Consider the following 15,403-nt stretch of genomic DNA (forward strand, 5'->3'; position numbering starts at 1 on the left):
AAGGCAAGGAAGAAGCGATGGCGACGGTAGCGGAAACGATCAATCTTTCCAACAGAGCACTGGTTCACATCACAGGCGAAGATGCGGAAAAATTCGTGCAGGCTGTGATTACTACCAATCTGGACAAGCTCGGTGCCGACGACCTGAAGCCCGGTGCATTGCTGGCACCACAAGGCAAAATCATGTTCGACTTCCTTGTTTCGCGCATTGAAAATGGGCTTCGGTTTGATATGACCGCAAGCATTGCCGCTGATTTTGCCAAGCGTATGACACTCTATCGCTTGCGCGCCAAAGCAGAAATTACCCAATCACCAGAATCACTTGTGAGCGTTTTCTGGGGGAGTGATTCAGATTCCTCAGAAAGCGATTCAATTAAGCACGATTCACGGTTTCCAGCAGAACTGCATGTTACCCGCGTTTATGGACAGGCAGGTGAAATCGGCGACGAAAGTGCATGGATAGCACTTCGTGCCGAATATGGCATTGCCGAAGGCGAAGTCGATTTTGCCTATAATGACGTGTTTCCGCATGACGTTAATTTCGACCAGACGGGCGGCGTAACGTTTCCAAAAGGCTGCTTCATCGGACAGGAAGTTGTCTCACGTATGCAACATCGCGGCACGCCGCGGCGACGTGTGCTGATCACCAAATCTGATGCGCGCCTTCCCGCAATGGGTACGCCGGTTACAGTCGGCGGACGCGATATCGGAACACTTGGTAGTTCCTCCGGCAAGATCGGTCTGGCACTTGTTCGCATTGATCGGGTGAAGGATGCGATTGATTCCGGCACACCAATTCTGGCCGGTGAAATCGAAATCAGGTTAGAGCTGCCACCGCATGTGCGCTTCACATTCCCAACCGCTGACACGGACAAAGCCTGATGGCAGCAGTAGATCGTTCATCGGGACAAGAACGGGCATGGCAGCGTATGTTATCGGGACGCAGGCTAGACCTGCTTGATCCCTCGCCGCTTGATGTTGAGATTACAGACATCGCACATGGTCTCGCACGAGTCGCCCGCTGGAACGGGCAGACCGTGGGCGAGCACGCCTATTCCGTAGCCCAACACTCAATGCTGGTTGAGCAGATTTTCAACCGGCTTGTCCCTGATGCAAGCATTGAATGGCAGATGTTGACCCTTCTGCATGACGCGCCTGAATATGTGATCGGCGACATGATTTCACCGTTCAAGGCGGTTATGGGTGGCAATTACAAACTCATTGAAGACCGGCTCGAACGCGCAATTCATGTCCGCTTTTCATTGCCTGCTTCGATTTCTGCATCGCTCAAAAAGCTGATCAAACGCGCTGATAAAGTCGCAGCCTATTTCGAGGCAACAAGGCTTGCAGGGTTTAGCGAAGCGGAAGCCACCAAGTATTTTGGTCGTCCACGCGGCTTTGATCCTGCCGGGCTTGAACTGACACCACGTCCGACCCAGGATGTGCAGAACGATTTTCTGGCGCGTTTTGCTTTGCTGGAACAGGCGAGAAGAGGATAGGCTTTGGCTTATATCGTCGTCAGTCCGGTATCGAAGCTTGAAGCGCAGATTGCACTGCATCAGCCAAGTCATATCGTAACGCTCAGCAGTCACCCCTTGCCTGCCCTGCCCGGTGAGGCAGAGAGGCTCAGTCTGCTATTCAACGACATTACAGAACCACGCGACGGGCTAACTATGCCCAATGAAGGCCACGTCAGAGCGTTGCTGGTTTTTGCATCAAAATGGGGCCACGGCGATCGCGCAAAGCCACTGCTGATCCATTGCTATGCCGGTGTTTCGCGTTCAACTGCAAGTGCTTACATTATAGCCTTGGCGCTTGATCCCAACCTTGACGAAACAGCACTTGCACAAAAGTTGCGGGAACTTTCACCCTCAGCAACACCCAATATACAGCTTATTTCGCTTGCAGATGATATGCTTGGAAGGGATGGCCGTATGGTTGCCGCGATTAAGGCAATCGGACGCGGGCAGGAAGCCTTTGAAGGCGAAGTGTTCAGCCTGCCTCTTGCAGACTGACTATGCGCGATATGGCATTGAGAAAGCCGCCACGTGAATCCGGCGGCGTCTGCGCGCGCGGCTCCCACACATGCCGCAGGAAGAAAAAGCCGGTCATTCTGAATGCATCATTGAGATCATCGTAACAAGATGCGCGCAACGCGGTGTTGTTGACGAAAGCTGGAAGCGGCAGCATTTTGTCTGCCCATGGCGCACCAGCGTCACCACAGACTGCGCGACCCGATTTAGGCGATACATAAATCAGATTTTCGCGAACACCTGTTGCAGCACATTCTTTTAGATCAAGGCCAAAGCCCAGCTCTTCAAGCATCATGACTTCGAAACGCAGCAGCAATTCACCCGAGGCAAGCGGATCGTCAAAGTGCTCGATAATAAGGCGAAGCGTTTCGTACAGACCACCATGCGCATCACGCTCAGGCAGCAATCGCAAGTGAGAAGCGGCAAGCTGGATACCATAGAGTGCGACTGGCGTCTCGATCAGACGCGCTGCAGCAAAGCCCAGCGGCTCGATGGTGAATGAGCCCATATGCTCATCCAGTCTTGCCCACCACGTCAGATCGACATGATTGCCGGGTTGCAGCAGAGGCTGCATGCGGCGGGATCGCCCGCCGCGCACCATACCCATATGACGGCCATGTTCACGGGTCATCACTTCGACAATCGCGCTTGTCTCGCCATGTCGTCGTGTGCCGAGAATTATGCCCTCATCGCGCCATTCCATGGGTAAATGTTTACCAGACTCTCAATTTGCGCATGATTAAAAAGAAAGTCAGAGACTTTCCGAATTATGCGCGGCGATCACGCCATTCCATATCTTCTTTGGTCTCGATTATTTCGGGAAAGCGAGGCCCATTTCACGATAACGCTCAGGATCATTGCCCCAGTTTTCGCGTACTTTCACAAACAGAAACAAATGCGCATTCTGCTCAAGAATCGCACTGATCTCTTTGCGTGCAGACTGTCCAATTGCCTTGATGGTTTCGCCCTTGTGACCAAGCACAATCTTCTTCTGGCTTTCCCGCTCGACATAAATGACCTGCTCGATACGCACCGAGCCATCTTTGCGTTCTTCCCAGCTTTCGGTTTCAACCGTAGAGGAATAAGGCAATTCTTCATGCAAGCGCAGATAAAGCTTTTCGCGCGTAATTTCCGCCGCGAGTTGACGCATCGGCATGTCAGAAATCTGGTCTTCCGGGTAATACCAAGGACCATTTGGAACAGTTTCTGCCAAAAACGCTGCAAGGTCTTTACAGCCGGACCCATTGAGCGCCGAGATCATAAAGGTTTTGTCGAAGGCAACGATTTCATTGGCCTTCTGCGACAACTCAAGCAGCTTAGGCGGATCAACGCGATCGACCTTGTTGAGTACCAGCACTTTTTTCTGACGCACATTGGCCATGCTTTCGAGCAGCGCTTGCGCGTTCTCGTTCAGACTACCCTGCGCATCAAGAATAACGAGAATGATGTCAGCATCCTTTGCGCCACCCCATGCAGTCGTGACCATGGCGCGGTCGAGCCTGCGCTTCGGACGGAAAATACCGGGTGTGTCGACGAGTACAATCTGTGCCTGATCATGGATAAAGATACCACGTACCAGCGCACGGGTTGTCTGGACCTTATGCGTGACGATGGAAACCTTGGTGCCCACCAGCTGGTTAACCAGCGTGGATTTTCCGGCATTTGGCGCTCCAATCAGCGCCACAAAGCCAGAACGGGTCTGCCCGGTTTCATTTTCGCCGTTTGCCGGCATCGTCGGAGTATTCATTTCGTATCCTTTTGTGAGCCTTCTCGCTTATCATCAATGCGAGAGCCTCAATTTTGTTTGCGCAATTCCGAACGGAAACTGGTCCCCACTTTCGCTGGAATTACTCTTCTCATGGTGTTGGCATAGATTGGGCTTCGCCCAAACCAATTTGCCAGCGCGACAAACCCGCATAAGTCGCTGTTAGTCTGATTATAGCTGAATTTTATTCAAATGAATGCTGAATTTCGCATTAGTTGGAGCTGTCACGCTTCCAGACAGATTCTCTGTAAAGCATCGCTTCAGCCGCACTTTGCTCGGCAATGCGCTTGGAGCGCCCCTCGCCAGTTTCAGCTTTAAACCCCTTGACCGAAACCTCAACCGTAAATGAGGGATCATGGTCCGGGCCAGTACGACTCAAAATATTGTAGGTTGGGTGCACATTGCCCTGCTGGTGTGCCCATTCCTGTAACTCTGTCTTCGCATCGCGTCGCGCTGCACCAGTCTCCAACGAGCGTTTTTGCCAATAGCGGTTAATGAATCCGCGTGCAGCTTCTAACCCGCCATCCAGATAAATCGTTGCTATAATTGCTTCGACAACATCAGCACGCACATTGAGCAATCGCTGATGATTCAGCGATTTAATGTCTGAACCTGTATGAATGAGATCTGCTAGCTTGATTTCATCGGCAATTGCAGCACAGGTCTCAGCATTGACCAATGCATTCAGACGCACGGACATTTCGCCTTCTGGCGCATCGGGAAATGCATTAAAAAGCATTTCGGCAACCACAAGACCGAGCACACGGTCGCCGAGAAACTCCAGTCGTTCATAATTGGCGCGCGATGGTGCCTGTACGCTGGAATGCGTGAGCGCACGCTCAAGCCGTTTCAGATTAAGAAAACGGTGACCTGTCCGCTCCTCAAGAATCAGTGCTGCTTTATCTGTGGAGACCATTTCAGTTTCCGGTTACCGCAGTGTGCGGCTCACCACTTACCCAAGTGAAAAGACGGCTGAAACGTACGTCAGACGGCCATTTCCAGATTTCGAGCGGGCTTGCCTTATCGGCAATCGAGAAGAAGATGATATTGGCGCGACCGACCAGGTTTTCGTAAGGCACGTAGCCAACACCAAAACGGCTGTCGAGCGAGTTATCGCGATTATCACCCATCATAAAATAATGACCGGCAGGCACTTCGAATACGCGGGTATCATCACCAATAGAATTTGGTGCGAGGTCAAGCGTGTCGTAAGTCACACCATTTGGCAGGGTTTCGCGATAGACCTCAACCGGACGATTAACTTCCGTCACATCCGGATTATCAATGGTACCTACGCGGTCGCGCTTAACAGCAACATCATTGATATAAAGCACGCCGCCGCGCATCTGCACGCGGTCACCCGGAAGGCCAATCACGCGTTTGATATAGTCAATATTGGTGTCGCTTGGCAGCTTGAAAACCACAACGTCGCCGCGCTTGGGTTCTGCACCCCAGATTCGACCGTTGAAGAGGTCGAGGCCAAAAGGCAGTGAATAGCGCGAATAGCCATAGGCATATTTCGACACAAACAGATAATCGCCTTCCAGTAGCGTCGGGCGCATTGAGCCGGACGGAATACTGAATGGCTGGAAAAGCAGGCTGCGGATAACCAGCGCCAGCAGCAGCGCCTGGACGATAACGCTGATGGTTTCGCCAATGCCACCCGATTTTTTAGTTTCACTTTTGCTGGACACGCTCATTGTATCTCCGCTTGCCGATGTGCGATCTAATAACGAGTATAATTGCTTGAAGCAATCCGCTCACCATTACCTCGCACGATTATGAGCAGGAGTTTACCTGACACAATCGCAATTGTTTTGGCGTATGCTGCTATCGCGCAACATGCACTATTCTGTTTCTGAAAGGGCTTCGATAATCACGAAGGCCTGCGCGAGAGGAAAATCATCGGTAATTGTCAGATGTATGGCGGCGCGCTTGCCTGCTGGCAACAAGCGTTGCAATTGCTCCGCCGCACCACCAGTCAGTTTCATAGTCGGCTTGCCTGAAGGTGTGTTGACCACACCCATATCACGCCAGAAAACGCCGTTGGAAAGTCCGGTACCAAGTGCTTTGGAACAGGCTTCCTTGGCGGCAAAACGCTTAGCATAAGATGCAGCGCGTTGTTTGCGGGCCTCTGATTTCGCCTGTTCAACCTCTGTAAAAACACGCTGGATAAAACGATCACCATGTTTTTCGAGGGTCTTTTCAACGCGGCGAATATCAATGAGATCGCTGCCAATGCCGATAATCATATTTTCTGCGGCTCCCGCTTGCTAGCCATGTTATGTTTTGCGGCGAGCCGCTCAAGCTTGCGTCGACGAAATGCAGTGACCGCAAACCGTGTGACGAAATAGGCAATCACAGCAAAAATGGCTCCAAGGATTGTCGATCCGAACAGCATAGGCTTTAGCAAAGGCGTCCAGACTTCACCGAACTTCATTGTTTGCAACGCATGACCGAGATGTAACGGCGGTGCGCTTTGAATGTCTCCGCTGATCACAAAGCGGCCAAGTTCGTAAGTGCTGCCCCAGATGAACGGAAGCGTCAGTGGATTGGCAAGCGTAGTACCAAGTGCAGCGGCAGCAATGTTTCCGGCAAGAAAATAAGCCAGAACAATCGCTATAATGAGATGAAAGCCGAAAAACGGTGTGAAAGCCGAAAAGACGCCAACAGCCAACCCAGCAGCAACTGCATGGGGTGACGCTGTAATGCGCAGCACACGCTTGCCGCCATACTTAAACGAGCGGGCAAAAGAGCGACGTGGCCACACCAGCGTTCTAAGACGCTCGCGGCGGGTCGGAGGATTTCGGCGTTGAAACAACATGGCTTCTCATACTGCGCTCGATGCATTGAGACAATTGTTATTATTCAACCATCGCGGAAGACAGTTTATCACGTTCTTCAACAGACGCCGCATGCATACGCGGTAAATAGAACTTCGGCGATACACCCAGCATACGGCGAAACATTGTCGTAAAGGCAGACACACTGTCATATCCGAGATCAAGCGCCACGCTTGTTACCGCCTCGCCTTCCGTCAAACGAGGAACGGCTGCAAAAAGGCAGGCCTGCTGACGCCAGACTGAAAGGCTGACACCGGTCTCGCGCTGAAAATGACGCGTAAAAGAGCGTCTGCTCATCGCCATTTTATCCGCCCAATCATCGATTGTCGCGCGCGCGCGAGGTGCTTTTACAAACTGACGGCAGAGATTTTGCAACCGCACATCTGCAGGAAAGGGTAAACCAAGGGATCTTTGCGGTAATGTATGCAAGTCTCGCAGGATCAGTTCGATCACCAGAGCGTTACGACTTTCCGGCTCGGGAATACTGTCGGAGGCGGTCGCATCGATAATAAGACACCGCATCAGATCAGTCATGCCCACCACATGCAGATAATCCGGCACACCTGAAATCGCATCGACGGCTATATAGATTGAACGCATCAGCACATCGCCGATAATTTCGACCGAATGCTTTACGCCCGCAGGAATCCACATCGCATGATCGCCGGGAATCATCCAGCGTCCGGCGTCAGTGGTCACCAGCACCACACCATGGGAAGCGCTTAAAAGCTGCGCCCGGCTGTGGCTGTGCTGCGGAACAAAATAGCCATCGGGATATTTTGTCGGCAGTGCAATGACCGGCCCGCCAAGATTTTCCAGCATGGTTATACGCTGTTCGTGGAACCTTTGCAGGTCCTCATTACCCATCAGCAATGATTGTGGCGGCGATTTCGGCTTCATCTGCTTTGGCCCACTCTCGAAAGTAATGGACCAAATCACGAAAGCAGGCGCGAAACAATATGATTATTAGATGGTCAGGTTAGAAATATTCGAAAACATGCGAATTTGTTTTCTGAGCTGACCTCACAACTTTGCGGGAAAAGCCCGTTCCAAATTATCTTCGGAGTAGGACTATGAGCACGAGTGCTGCCGAGCAGCCATCAAACAGTGCGGCGAACAATACGGTTCTCGCCATTATTCTGGCCACAAGCATGGGCCATTTCCTCAACGACATGATGCAGTCGCTGCTTCCAGCGATTTATCCAATGTTGAAGGATAATTACAGCCTATCATTCTGGCAGATTGGCTTGCTCACATTTACCTTTCAGGTGACCGCTTCGATCCTACAGCCTATCGTTGGCATTTATACAGATCGTCGTCCGATGCCTTACTCATTGCCTTTTGGCATGGGCTGCACACTGGTTGGTCTAATCTTGCTTGCATCGGCACATCACTACACCTTCCTGCTTCTTGGCGCTGCATTCATTGGCTTCGGTTCGTCGGTATTCCATCCTGAAGCCGCACGTGTGGCACGTCTGGCCTCAGGCGGACGCCATGGTTTCGCGCAGTCAATGTTTCAGGTGGGTGGCAATTTCGGCTCGTCGATCGGACCGTTGCTTGCAGCTTTCATCGTGCTGCCCTTCGGTCAGTCCAGTGTATCGTGGTTTTCAATTGCGGCACTGATTGGTATGGCGCTGCTCTGGTATGTCGGCAACTGGTACAACCAGCACAATATTGCAAATAGAAGCAAACCAAAGGCCGACACGACGCTGCCATTGCCACGCAAGACCGTAATCATGGCGATCTCGGTGCTCGCCATGCTGATCTTCACCAAATACGTCTATATGGCTAGCCTCACCAGCTATTACACCTTCTATACGATCAGCCATTTTGGTGTGACCGTTCAGGGATCGCAGTTGCTGCTTTTCTTGTTCCTTGGTGCAGTTGCAGCCGGAACGATTGTTGGTGGCCCTATCGGTGATAAGATCGGCACACGCACCGTGATCTGGGTATCGATCCTCGGTATCGTGCCTTTCACACTGGCTTTGCCTTATGCAAATCTGGAAGTGACAGCGGTTCTGACGATCATTATCGGCTTTGTGTTGGCTTCGGCTTTCCCGGCAATCATTGTCTTTGCGCAAGAACTGTTACCCGGACGCGTTGGTATGGTCTCAGGATTGTTCTTTGGGCTGGCATTTGGTGTGGCAGGTATTGCTGCAGCACTTCTCGGAATTGTTGCAGACCGCACAAGCATCGAGTTTGTCTATAAGATTTGCTCGTATCTTCCGCTGCTCGGCCTGTTAACAATCTTCCTGCCGAAAATGCAGAAGGCCCGATAAAGCAAAGCCTAGAAAAAAGTGGAGCACCGCTCATCCCCCAACGAACGGTGCTCCTGAGCCACTGACCTTTTGACGGCCCGGTGCAGCGGCAGCTATGAAATAGAGGATTATCAACTCTATTTCTTTGTTCTGGCGCATGTTGCGATATTATTTGCAACATGCGCATATTCTTCTTCACACGGCGAAACTGAAGCCGTGCATCGTTTCTCTGCGAAACTCATCAAATGTTGCAGCAACGAGCCGGATCAGCGGTTTGCCGTGTTCTGTCGCAGTGATGACACCGTTCTGCACTTCCACCAGCCCATCAGCCACCAGCGGACGCAACAGAGCTAATTCGTCAGAAAATTCTACGCCCGGTGCAGCCATATTGAGATCAACGCGGAAGTTACACATCAGTGCTGTAATAATTCCAGCGCGCTGACGATCACTGTCTCGCATCGTATAGCCCCGCACCGTGGCAAAATCCCCCGCCCCAACACGTTTGCTGTATTGCCCCACATCAGAAATATTCTGCGTATATCCCCCCGGATATTGCGAAATGGACGACGGGCCAAAACCAATCAGCGTATTGCAACGATCTGTCGTATAGCCCTGAAAATTACGATGCAGCGTGCCATTTTCAGCCGCAATGGCCAGCGTATCATCTGGCAAAGCAAAGTGGTCGATACCAACGGCCTGATAGCCGTGACGGATAAAGCTTTCAGCTACAGCACTTGCCTGTGCAAAACGTTCATCTGCATCGGGCAGAATGCTTTCATCAATCAATCGCTGATTGGCACGGCGCTGCGGCAGATGCGCATAGCCGAAACAGGCAATGCGATCCGGCTTCATTTCCATCACACGTTCACAAGTCTCACGCAGACTGGTTACAGTCTGGAGCGGCAGACCATAAATCAGATCAAAGTTAAGCCTGTTGATACCGACTTCGCGAAGCAGCATTGCGGCTCTGGCAACAGTTTCAATAGGCTGCACACGGCCGATAGCCATCTGCACATCAGCATTAACATCCTGCACGCCAAGACTTGCGCGGTTAACACCCATCAATGACAAGGTCTTTGCCAGAATTGGATTGACCGTCCGCGGATCAAGCTCAATCGCATGTTCCATATCGGAATGGAAATCAAACGCCAAAGCAAGGGCTGCCATAATGCGTTTGAACTGCGTTGCATGCAGAATTGAAGGAGTGCCCCCACCCCAATGTAAATGCACGACCTGCGGCCGAGCCGTCAGGCTTGCACTTACAGTTTCGATCTCACTCAAAAGAGCGGTCACGAAATTCTCGATAACATCCTCGCGGACGGCCATTTTTGAATGGCAGCCACAATAGTGGCAAATCTCTTTGCAGTACGGCACATGGATATAAAGCGAAACGCTTTCTTCCGGGCCGATTTGGCGCAACCAGCGTTTTGTGCTGTCTGCGGTAGTCGGGGTGAAATCTACAGCTGTTGGAAACGAAGTGTAGCGAGGAACGGCCAGCGCCGCATAACGTCTTATCGTATCTTCATGCATGATGGTCGCGCTCCCCGCTCCTGACGATCTGGCGAGAGCTTCTCACCTTTACGCGCGCTGGACGAAGACGGGCATTCTGCTGGGCAAGCAGACATGATGCGGCAAGGAAGCCCACACACATGACAGCGGATATGATTATTGCCAGCCACAACGACACCTGATCACCTCGTTATCATTGGACAGCGGTAAAATACGCTGCCTCAACTTGCACGATCAGATGTAGAGGGCATTCCGGCAACCTTCATTGATTTAAATCAACGAAACACAAACTAAGAAGTTGGGATCAAATATTTTCTGGATCGATGCCCGCCACCGATGCAAGCGAACGTCTGGAGAGTATCTCGACTGTATTTGAATCGATCAGCTGTATGAGACCCTGCGTTTTCAGCTTGGTGAAGCTGCGGCTGACTGTTTCAATTGTCAAACCGAGGTAATCCGCAATATCAGTACGGTTCATCGAAAGATGAACCAGGTTCATCTTGCCCCCGCGCTTTTCGGATCTAGCGGCAAGAACGAGAAGAAAGCTCGCAAGCTTTTCCACCGGCGCAAGACGACCGAGAACCAGTTGATTATCGCGTGCGGTGCGCAACGCTTCTCGCGTCATCTGATAGAGACGCTCTTTCAGCCTTGGAAACCTATCCATCAAACCATCCATTTCCTTTGTTGAAAATGCACAAAGGACAGATGGGGTAACCGCTTCAGCCGATTGAGAGTAAACCTCATCATCAGCAAGGCCAAGATAATCTCCCGGAACGAGGAAACCTGCAATCTGACGACGACCATCTGGCAAAGAGGTATAAATCCGCAGCATTCCCGACGTGAGGCTGAAAACGCGGCGTTTCGGATCGCCCTCCTCGACCAGCATCTCATTGGCGTCGAGCTTCTTGGACGTCATGATAGCTTCAAGCGCACCCAGATCGCCATCATCAAGCGCAGAGCAGACGGCCATGCGGCGTACATCGCAATCAACGCAAACGCCACACGGAGCCCTGTAAGGGGATTTTTGATCGAAAATAAGCGGGGCAACAGCCACAGCAAGTTCCTAGATTGGGGGATGAGCATATCTGCGCTCGTCCCCCTAAATTAAGGGTGACAAACAAATACCGCAAAGCGCAATTTCGACGCAGGGTGTAAATTACACCACGTTGCGTCGGAATTACTGAGAAAAATGCTTAAATATTACGGCTACCCGGCTTTATTGCAGGGATTGCAGCCAGTTCTGGCGGCAGATTGTCAGCCGAATAGGCTGGCACTTCATATTCAGCAAGCGCGATAAGCTTCGTTCCGACGTCGGCCTTGCCTGCCGAACGATCAACGATACAGGCAGCAGCTACCACTTCAATGCCAATATCCTTCATGCAATCGATGGTTTCGCGAATCGACAGGCCAGTTGTGACGATGTCTTCCACGATTACGACACGCGAGCCTTTTGGCACGTCGAAGCGACGCAAACGGAACGTGCCGTTCTCACGTTCGACCCAAACAGATGGCACACCCAGATGGCGCGAGGTTTCGTATGACGGAATAAGGCCGCCAATCGCCGGACCGACCACATAGTCGATCTGTCCAAGATCGACTGCCTTGATTTTTTCCGCTAGTGCCTTGCAAAGCTTCTCAGTCTTATCGGCATGCATGAAAACGCGTGCTTTCTGCAAAAACACAGGACTCCGAAGGCCAGAAGTCAGAATAAAATGGCCTTCAAGAATTGCTCCCGCTTCGCGGAAAACACCAAGAACGTCTTCAGTTTTCATTTTGCCTATCCATTCACACGTGTTGCGCCGCTGACGCTCGTGCTTTCCTTCAATTGAGAAATGATGCGGTTGAGATGTTTAAGATCCCACACTTCAACGTCAATAATCATTTCAGTAAAATCAGGTGCTGTTCGCACCATTGAGAGATTATGAATATTCGCATCATTTGCGGCTGCGATCTGCGCAATTTCTGCAAGAGACCCCGGAGAATTGATTGCAGAGACGCTGATGCGTGCAGGGAAGCGTTCATGCATGCTCTCATCAATATCCCAGCGCACGTCGATCCAACGCTCTGGTTGGTCGTCATATGCCGTTAATGCAGGTGACTGGATTGGGTAGATCGTAATACCTGCACCGGGCTGCATGATGCCGACAATGCGATCACCCGGAACCGCACCTTCCGGAGCAAAGCGCACCGGCAAATCCGAATTTGTACCGCGAATTGGCACTGCCTTGCGTTTCGGCTTCTCACCTACGTCTGCTTTGGCATCATGCGCACCTTCCGAACCTTCTGGCACCTTGAAGATCATGCCCGCGGCATTCTGAATATTAAACCAGCCTTTTTCGCCGGTTTTCGCAGGACTATTCTGTGTGGTGACGCGCGTATCCTGATAATCGGGATAAACTGCCTTCACAACGTCTGTCGAAGGAAGCTCACCGCGACCGACTGCGGCCAGAACATCCTCAACCTCTTTGCGTGCCAATCGTGGCAAGCCCGGTTTAAGTATATCTTTGCTGAACGGTTTACCGGCGCGTTCAAAAGCACGTTCCAAAATACGCATGCCAAGACCGGAATACTGTTTGCGAACAGCCGAACGCGTTGCACGACGGATAGCCGCACGCGCTTTACCGGTCGCGACAAGAGATTCCCATGCGGCAGGCGGCACCTGAGCCTTGGAGCGAATGATGTCGACTTCATCACCGTTTTTCAGCTCAGTCATCAAAGGCATGATGCGGCCATTAACCTTTGCACCAACGCAACTGTCACCGATATCCGTGTGAACGGCATAGGCAAAATCGATTGGCGTTGCGCCGCGTGGCAAAGCAATAAGCCTGCCCTTCGGCGTGAAGCAAAAGACCTGATCCTGAAACAGTTCCAGCTTGGTATGCTCCAGAAACTCTTCCGGGTTGTCACCCTCAGAAAGCTGCTCGATAGTCTGGCGCAACCATGCGTAAGCATTGGTCTCTGTCGAGATCTGATGCGGATTGCTGGCGCTGCCTCGATCTTTATAAATAGAATGGGCGGCAACACCGAATTCTGCAATTTCATCCATAACACGCGTGCGAATTTGCAGTTCGATACGCTGGCGTGAAGGACCGATAATTGTGGTATGCAGCGAACGATAATCGTTTTGTTTTGGCGTAGAAATATAATCTTTAAACCTGCCCGGAACCATCGACCAGGTCGTATGGATTAAGCCAAGTGCGCGATAGCAATCCTGCGTCGATTCAACCATAACACGGAAACCGAAAATATCGGAAAGCTGCTCAAACGACAGCCCCTTAGTTTCCATCTTACGGAAAACCGACCATGGCTTCTTCTGGCGACTTTTAACACTCGCCTTAATGCCATTTTTCTGAAAAATCTCAGAGAGATCCTCTTCAATCTTCTGCAAAAGCCCACGGTTTTTCTCGAGAAGTTCCGCAAGTCTATCAGTAACTGCGCGCCACGCATCCGGGTTAATATAGCGGAATGCTAGCTCTTCAAGCTCTTCACGCGTGTCCTGCATACCCATGCGGCCAGCGAGCGGCGCATAAATATCCATCGTTTCTTCAGCAATGCGCAGGCGCTTATCTTCACGCATAACGCCAAGCGTACGCATGTTATGCAAGCGATCAGCGAGCTTGACCAGAAGCACGCGCACGTCTTCTGAGATCGCGAGAAGGAGCTTACGCAGGTTCTCGGCCTGTACGGCCTTTTTAGAGACCAGATCTAGCTTTTTAAGCTTGGTAAGACCATCAACGAGCTTTCCAATTTCTGGTCCAAAAAGCTGATCTATTTCCTGCCGCGTCGCAGTCGTGTCTTCAATCGTGTCGTGCAGCAGCGCAATCGCAATCGTTGCTTCATCCAGATGCATATCTGTGAGAATAGCTGCGACTTCCAGAGGATGAGAAAAATACGGGTCGCCGGATGCGCGCTTCTGACTGCCGTGCTTCTGCATGGCATAAACATATGCCTTATTAAGAAGCGCCTCATTCACGTCAGGCTTGTATCGCTGCACACGCTCCACAAGCTCATATTGGCGCATCATTTACAGAAACTCCTCACATCACACGCATAAACAGCGGTCATTCTGACCAGAACTCGCTAAAAAATAGAATATTTTGCAAGTTTCTGAACCTGCTTTCTGAAAACAGGCTTAATTTTCAGGCGAATTCATAGCCGAAAGCGCATAGCTGTGACTTAAAAGCCCCAACATCGCTATTCAGGTAGATAAAAATATGCGCCGCAGCCTCATCGGCTACAGCGCACAAAACATTGGGTAACAGACAGACGATTAGAAGTCGTCGTTCTTCTCAGGTGCAACAAGACCTTCGATACCAGCAAGAAGCTCTTCTTCCGACATACGGTCGAAAGTGACAACATCGTCTTCACCAGCTTCAGCAATGCCTTCAGCCAGAGCCTCTGAAGCGTCAGCGATCAGAGCAGGTGCAGCAGCTTCTGGCTCATCAACTTCAACATGCTTCTGAAGCGAGTGGATCAGGTCCTCTTTAAGATCATCTGGCGAAAGTGTTTCGTCAGCGATTTCACGCAGAGCAACGACAGGATTCTTGTCATTATCACGATCGATCGTGATCTGAGCACCCTGGGAGATCTGTCGTGCACGGTGACCGGCCAGAAGAACCAGTTCAAAACGGTTCTCGACCTTATCTACGCAGTCCTCAACGGTGACGCGGGCCATAGGCGGTCCCTTTCATCTCTTAAAACTATAACGAATTTTCCTTCGACATAACGCTTGTGCGATGAAATTTCAAGCAAAAGCGCATATGGCGTTCTTTTAGATTTAAAACCTAGGTTTTTCGTTGAAAATTCATCAATCTGTCTGACAAATACACAGCATGGCTCAAATCGGAACAATAGATTTTCGACGTTTTCGAATTGCTTTAAGAAAATATCTCGCATAGGTAATTGAGTTATAGCAAATAACAACCATTGGTTGCTTGTTTTTCTACAATATCCCCGTAGAACGCAATAAAGGTCATTTGTAAAAATGAATTCATTC

16 protein-coding genes are annotated in these 15,403 nt (G+C 51.0%); 4 read left to right on the forward strand and 12 right to left on the reverse strand.

What is annotated here, in order from left to right; translation table 11 throughout:
- Positions 1-17: 17 nt before the first annotated feature.
- The 3 genes from ACOZHT_RS01635 to ACOZHT_RS01645 are packed head-to-tail and all read left to right on the forward strand — an operon-like array spanning position 18 to position 2,014.
- On the forward strand, positions 18-881 hold the full coding sequence (locus tag ACOZHT_RS01635) for a folate-binding protein YgfZ (RefSeq protein ID WP_339508223.1): 864 nt from the start codon (positions 18-20) through the stop codon (positions 879-881).
- Complete coding sequence (locus ACOZHT_RS01640) at positions 881-1,498, forward strand: HD family hydrolase (protein WP_339508221.1); 618 nt, start codon at positions 881-883, stop codon at positions 1,496-1,498. Before ACOZHT_RS01635 ends, ACOZHT_RS01640 begins: the two co-directional genes overlap by 1 nt.
- 3 nt (positions 1,499-1,501) lie before the next feature.
- Positions 1,502-2,014 (forward strand): tyrosine phosphatase family protein, encoded by a 513-nt coding sequence (locus tag ACOZHT_RS01645; RefSeq protein WP_339508219.1) that lies wholly within the window; start codon positions 1,502-1,504, stop codon positions 2,012-2,014.
- On the opposite strand, the gene recO is transcribed toward ACOZHT_RS01645, so the two are convergent.
- The 7 genes from recO to ACOZHT_RS01680 all read right to left on the reverse strand — a co-directional run bounded on the left by recO (position 1,992) and on the right by ACOZHT_RS01680 (position 7,540).
- Positions 1,992-2,735 (reverse strand): DNA repair protein RecO, encoded by a 744-nt coding sequence (recO, locus tag ACOZHT_RS01650; RefSeq protein WP_339508217.1) that lies wholly within the window; start codon positions 2,733-2,735, stop codon positions 1,992-1,994. The genes ACOZHT_RS01645 and recO overlap by 23 nt on opposite strands.
- A 108-nt stretch (positions 2,736-2,843) precedes the next feature.
- Positions 2,844-3,779: a GTPase Era gene (gene era, locus ACOZHT_RS01655; RefSeq protein ID WP_339508215.1), complete on the reverse strand. Its 936-nt coding sequence runs from the start codon at positions 3,777-3,779 to the stop codon at positions 2,844-2,846.
- A 229-nt stretch (positions 3,780-4,008) separates the two neighbouring features.
- Positions 4,009-4,713, reverse strand: a complete 705-nt coding sequence (rnc, locus tag ACOZHT_RS01660; protein ID WP_339508214.1) for a ribonuclease III — start codon at positions 4,711-4,713, stop codon at positions 4,009-4,011.
- A 1-nt stretch (position 4,714) separates the two neighbouring features.
- Positions 4,715-5,497: a signal peptidase I gene (gene lepB / locus ACOZHT_RS01665; protein WP_339508212.1), complete on the reverse strand. Its 783-nt coding sequence runs from the start codon at positions 5,495-5,497 to the stop codon at positions 4,715-4,717.
- A gap of 147 nt (positions 5,498-5,644) precedes the next feature.
- Positions 5,645-6,049, reverse strand: a complete 405-nt coding sequence (acpS, locus tag ACOZHT_RS01670; protein WP_339508210.1) for a holo-ACP synthase — start codon at positions 6,047-6,049, stop codon at positions 5,645-5,647.
- On the reverse strand, positions 6,046-6,621 hold the full coding sequence (bspA, locus tag ACOZHT_RS01675) for a type IV secretion system effector BspA (RefSeq protein WP_339508208.1): 576 nt from the start codon (positions 6,619-6,621) through the stop codon (positions 6,046-6,048). The genes acpS and bspA overlap by 4 nt, the downstream gene beginning before the upstream one ends.
- 40 nt (positions 6,622-6,661) lie before the next feature.
- Positions 6,662-7,540, reverse strand: a complete 879-nt coding sequence (locus tag ACOZHT_RS01680) for an AraC family transcriptional regulator (protein WP_421565279.1) — start codon at positions 7,538-7,540, stop codon at positions 6,662-6,664.
- A gap of 173 nt (positions 7,541-7,713) precedes the next feature.
- On the opposite strand from ACOZHT_RS01680, the gene ACOZHT_RS01685 reads away from it, so the two are divergent.
- The gene (locus ACOZHT_RS01685) at positions 7,714-8,919 is read left to right on the forward strand and encodes an MFS transporter (protein WP_339508206.1); all 1,206 of its coding nucleotides are present in this window, start codon (positions 7,714-7,716) and stop codon (positions 8,917-8,919) included.
- A 174-nt stretch (positions 8,920-9,093) separates the two neighbouring features.
- Here the strand turns inward: ACOZHT_RS01685 and hemN are convergent, their stop codons facing one another.
- From hemN to rpoZ, 5 genes are all read right to left on the reverse strand, one after another.
- The gene (gene hemN / locus ACOZHT_RS01690; RefSeq protein ID WP_339508204.1) at positions 9,094-10,428 is read right to left on the reverse strand and encodes an oxygen-independent coproporphyrinogen III oxidase; all 1,335 of its coding nucleotides are present in this window, start codon (positions 10,426-10,428) and stop codon (positions 9,094-9,096) included.
- Positions 10,429-10,711: 283 nt separating this feature from the next.
- Entirely contained in the window at positions 10,712-11,377 is a 666-nt protein-coding gene (locus ACOZHT_RS01695; protein WP_339508202.1) for a helix-turn-helix domain-containing protein, read from the reverse strand.
- A 223-nt stretch (positions 11,378-11,600) separates the two neighbouring features.
- Positions 11,601-12,179 carry an orotate phosphoribosyltransferase gene (gene pyrE, locus ACOZHT_RS01700; protein WP_421565280.1) on the reverse strand — a complete coding sequence of 193 codons (579 nt, stop codon included), beginning with the start codon at positions 12,177-12,179 and terminating at the stop codon, positions 11,601-11,603.
- A 5-nt stretch (positions 12,180-12,184) separates the two neighbouring features.
- Positions 12,185-14,431 carry a bifunctional (p)ppGpp synthetase/guanosine-3',5'-bis(diphosphate) 3'-pyrophosphohydrolase gene (locus tag ACOZHT_RS01705; protein WP_339508199.1) on the reverse strand — a complete coding sequence of 749 codons (2,247 nt, stop codon included), beginning with the start codon at positions 14,429-14,431 and terminating at the stop codon, positions 12,185-12,187.
- Between the two features lie 246 nt (positions 14,432-14,677).
- A complete protein-coding gene (gene rpoZ, locus ACOZHT_RS01710) occupies positions 14,678-15,082 on the reverse strand; it encodes a DNA-directed RNA polymerase subunit omega (protein ID WP_339508197.1) in 405 nt (134 codons plus the stop codon).
- Positions 15,083-15,403 lie beyond the last annotated feature (321 nt).

The sequence above is a fragment of the Ochrobactrum sp. EDr1-4 genome, from assembly GCF_049199085.1.
In the GTDB taxonomy this organism is placed as follows: domain Bacteria; phylum Pseudomonadota; class Alphaproteobacteria; order Rhizobiales; family Rhizobiaceae; genus Brucella.

Bases quoted from the DNA above. Each gene is read 5' to 3' on its own strand.
- rpoZ (WP_339508197.1), bottom strand. From the start codon at position 15,082: ATGGCCCGCGTCACCGTTGAGGACTGCGTAGATAAGGTCGAGAACCGT.
- ACOZHT_RS01640 (WP_339508221.1), top strand. From the start codon at position 881: ATGGCAGCAGTAGATCGTTCATCGGGACAAGAACGGGCATGGCAGCGT.
- ACOZHT_RS01685 (WP_339508206.1), top strand. From the start codon at position 7,714: ATGAGCACGAGTGCTGCCGAGCAGCCATCAAACAGTGCGGCGAACAAT.
- recO (WP_339508217.1), bottom strand. From the start codon at position 2,735: ATGGAATGGCGCGATGAGGGCATAATTCTCGGCACACGACGACATGGC.
- ACOZHT_RS01635 (WP_339508223.1), top strand. From the start codon at position 18: ATGGCGACGGTAGCGGAAACGATCAATCTTTCCAACAGAGCACTGGTT.
- hemN (WP_339508204.1), bottom strand. From the start codon at position 10,428: ATGCATGAAGATACGATAAGACGTTATGCGGCGCTGGCCGTTCCTCGC.
- era (WP_339508215.1), bottom strand. From the start codon at position 3,779: ATGAATACTCCGACGATGCCGGCAAACGGCGAAAATGAAACCGGGCAG.
- ACOZHT_RS01695 (WP_339508202.1), bottom strand. From the start codon at position 11,377: ATGGCCGTCTGCTCTGCGCTTGATGATGGCGATCTGGGTGCGCTTGAA.
- ACOZHT_RS01680 (WP_421565279.1), bottom strand. From the start codon at position 7,540: ATGAAGCCGAAATCGCCGCCACAATCATTGCTGATGGGTAATGAGGAC.
- bspA (WP_339508208.1), bottom strand. From the start codon at position 6,621: ATGTTGTTTCAACGCCGAAATCCTCCGACCCGCCGCGAGCGTCTTAGA.
- lepB (WP_339508212.1), bottom strand. From the start codon at position 5,497: ATGAGCGTGTCCAGCAAAAGTGAAACTAAAAAATCGGGTGGCATTGGC.
- pyrE (WP_421565280.1), bottom strand. From the start codon at position 12,179: ATGAAAACTGAAGACGTTCTTGGTGTTTTCCGCGAAGCGGGAGCAATT.
- acpS (WP_339508210.1), bottom strand. From the start codon at position 6,049: ATGATTATCGGCATTGGCAGCGATCTCATTGATATTCGCCGCGTTGAA.
- rnc (WP_339508214.1), bottom strand. From the start codon at position 4,713: ATGGTCTCCACAGATAAAGCAGCACTGATTCTTGAGGAGCGGACAGGT.
- ACOZHT_RS01705 (WP_339508199.1), bottom strand. From the start codon at position 14,431: ATGATGCGCCAATATGAGCTTGTGGAGCGTGTGCAGCGATACAAGCCT.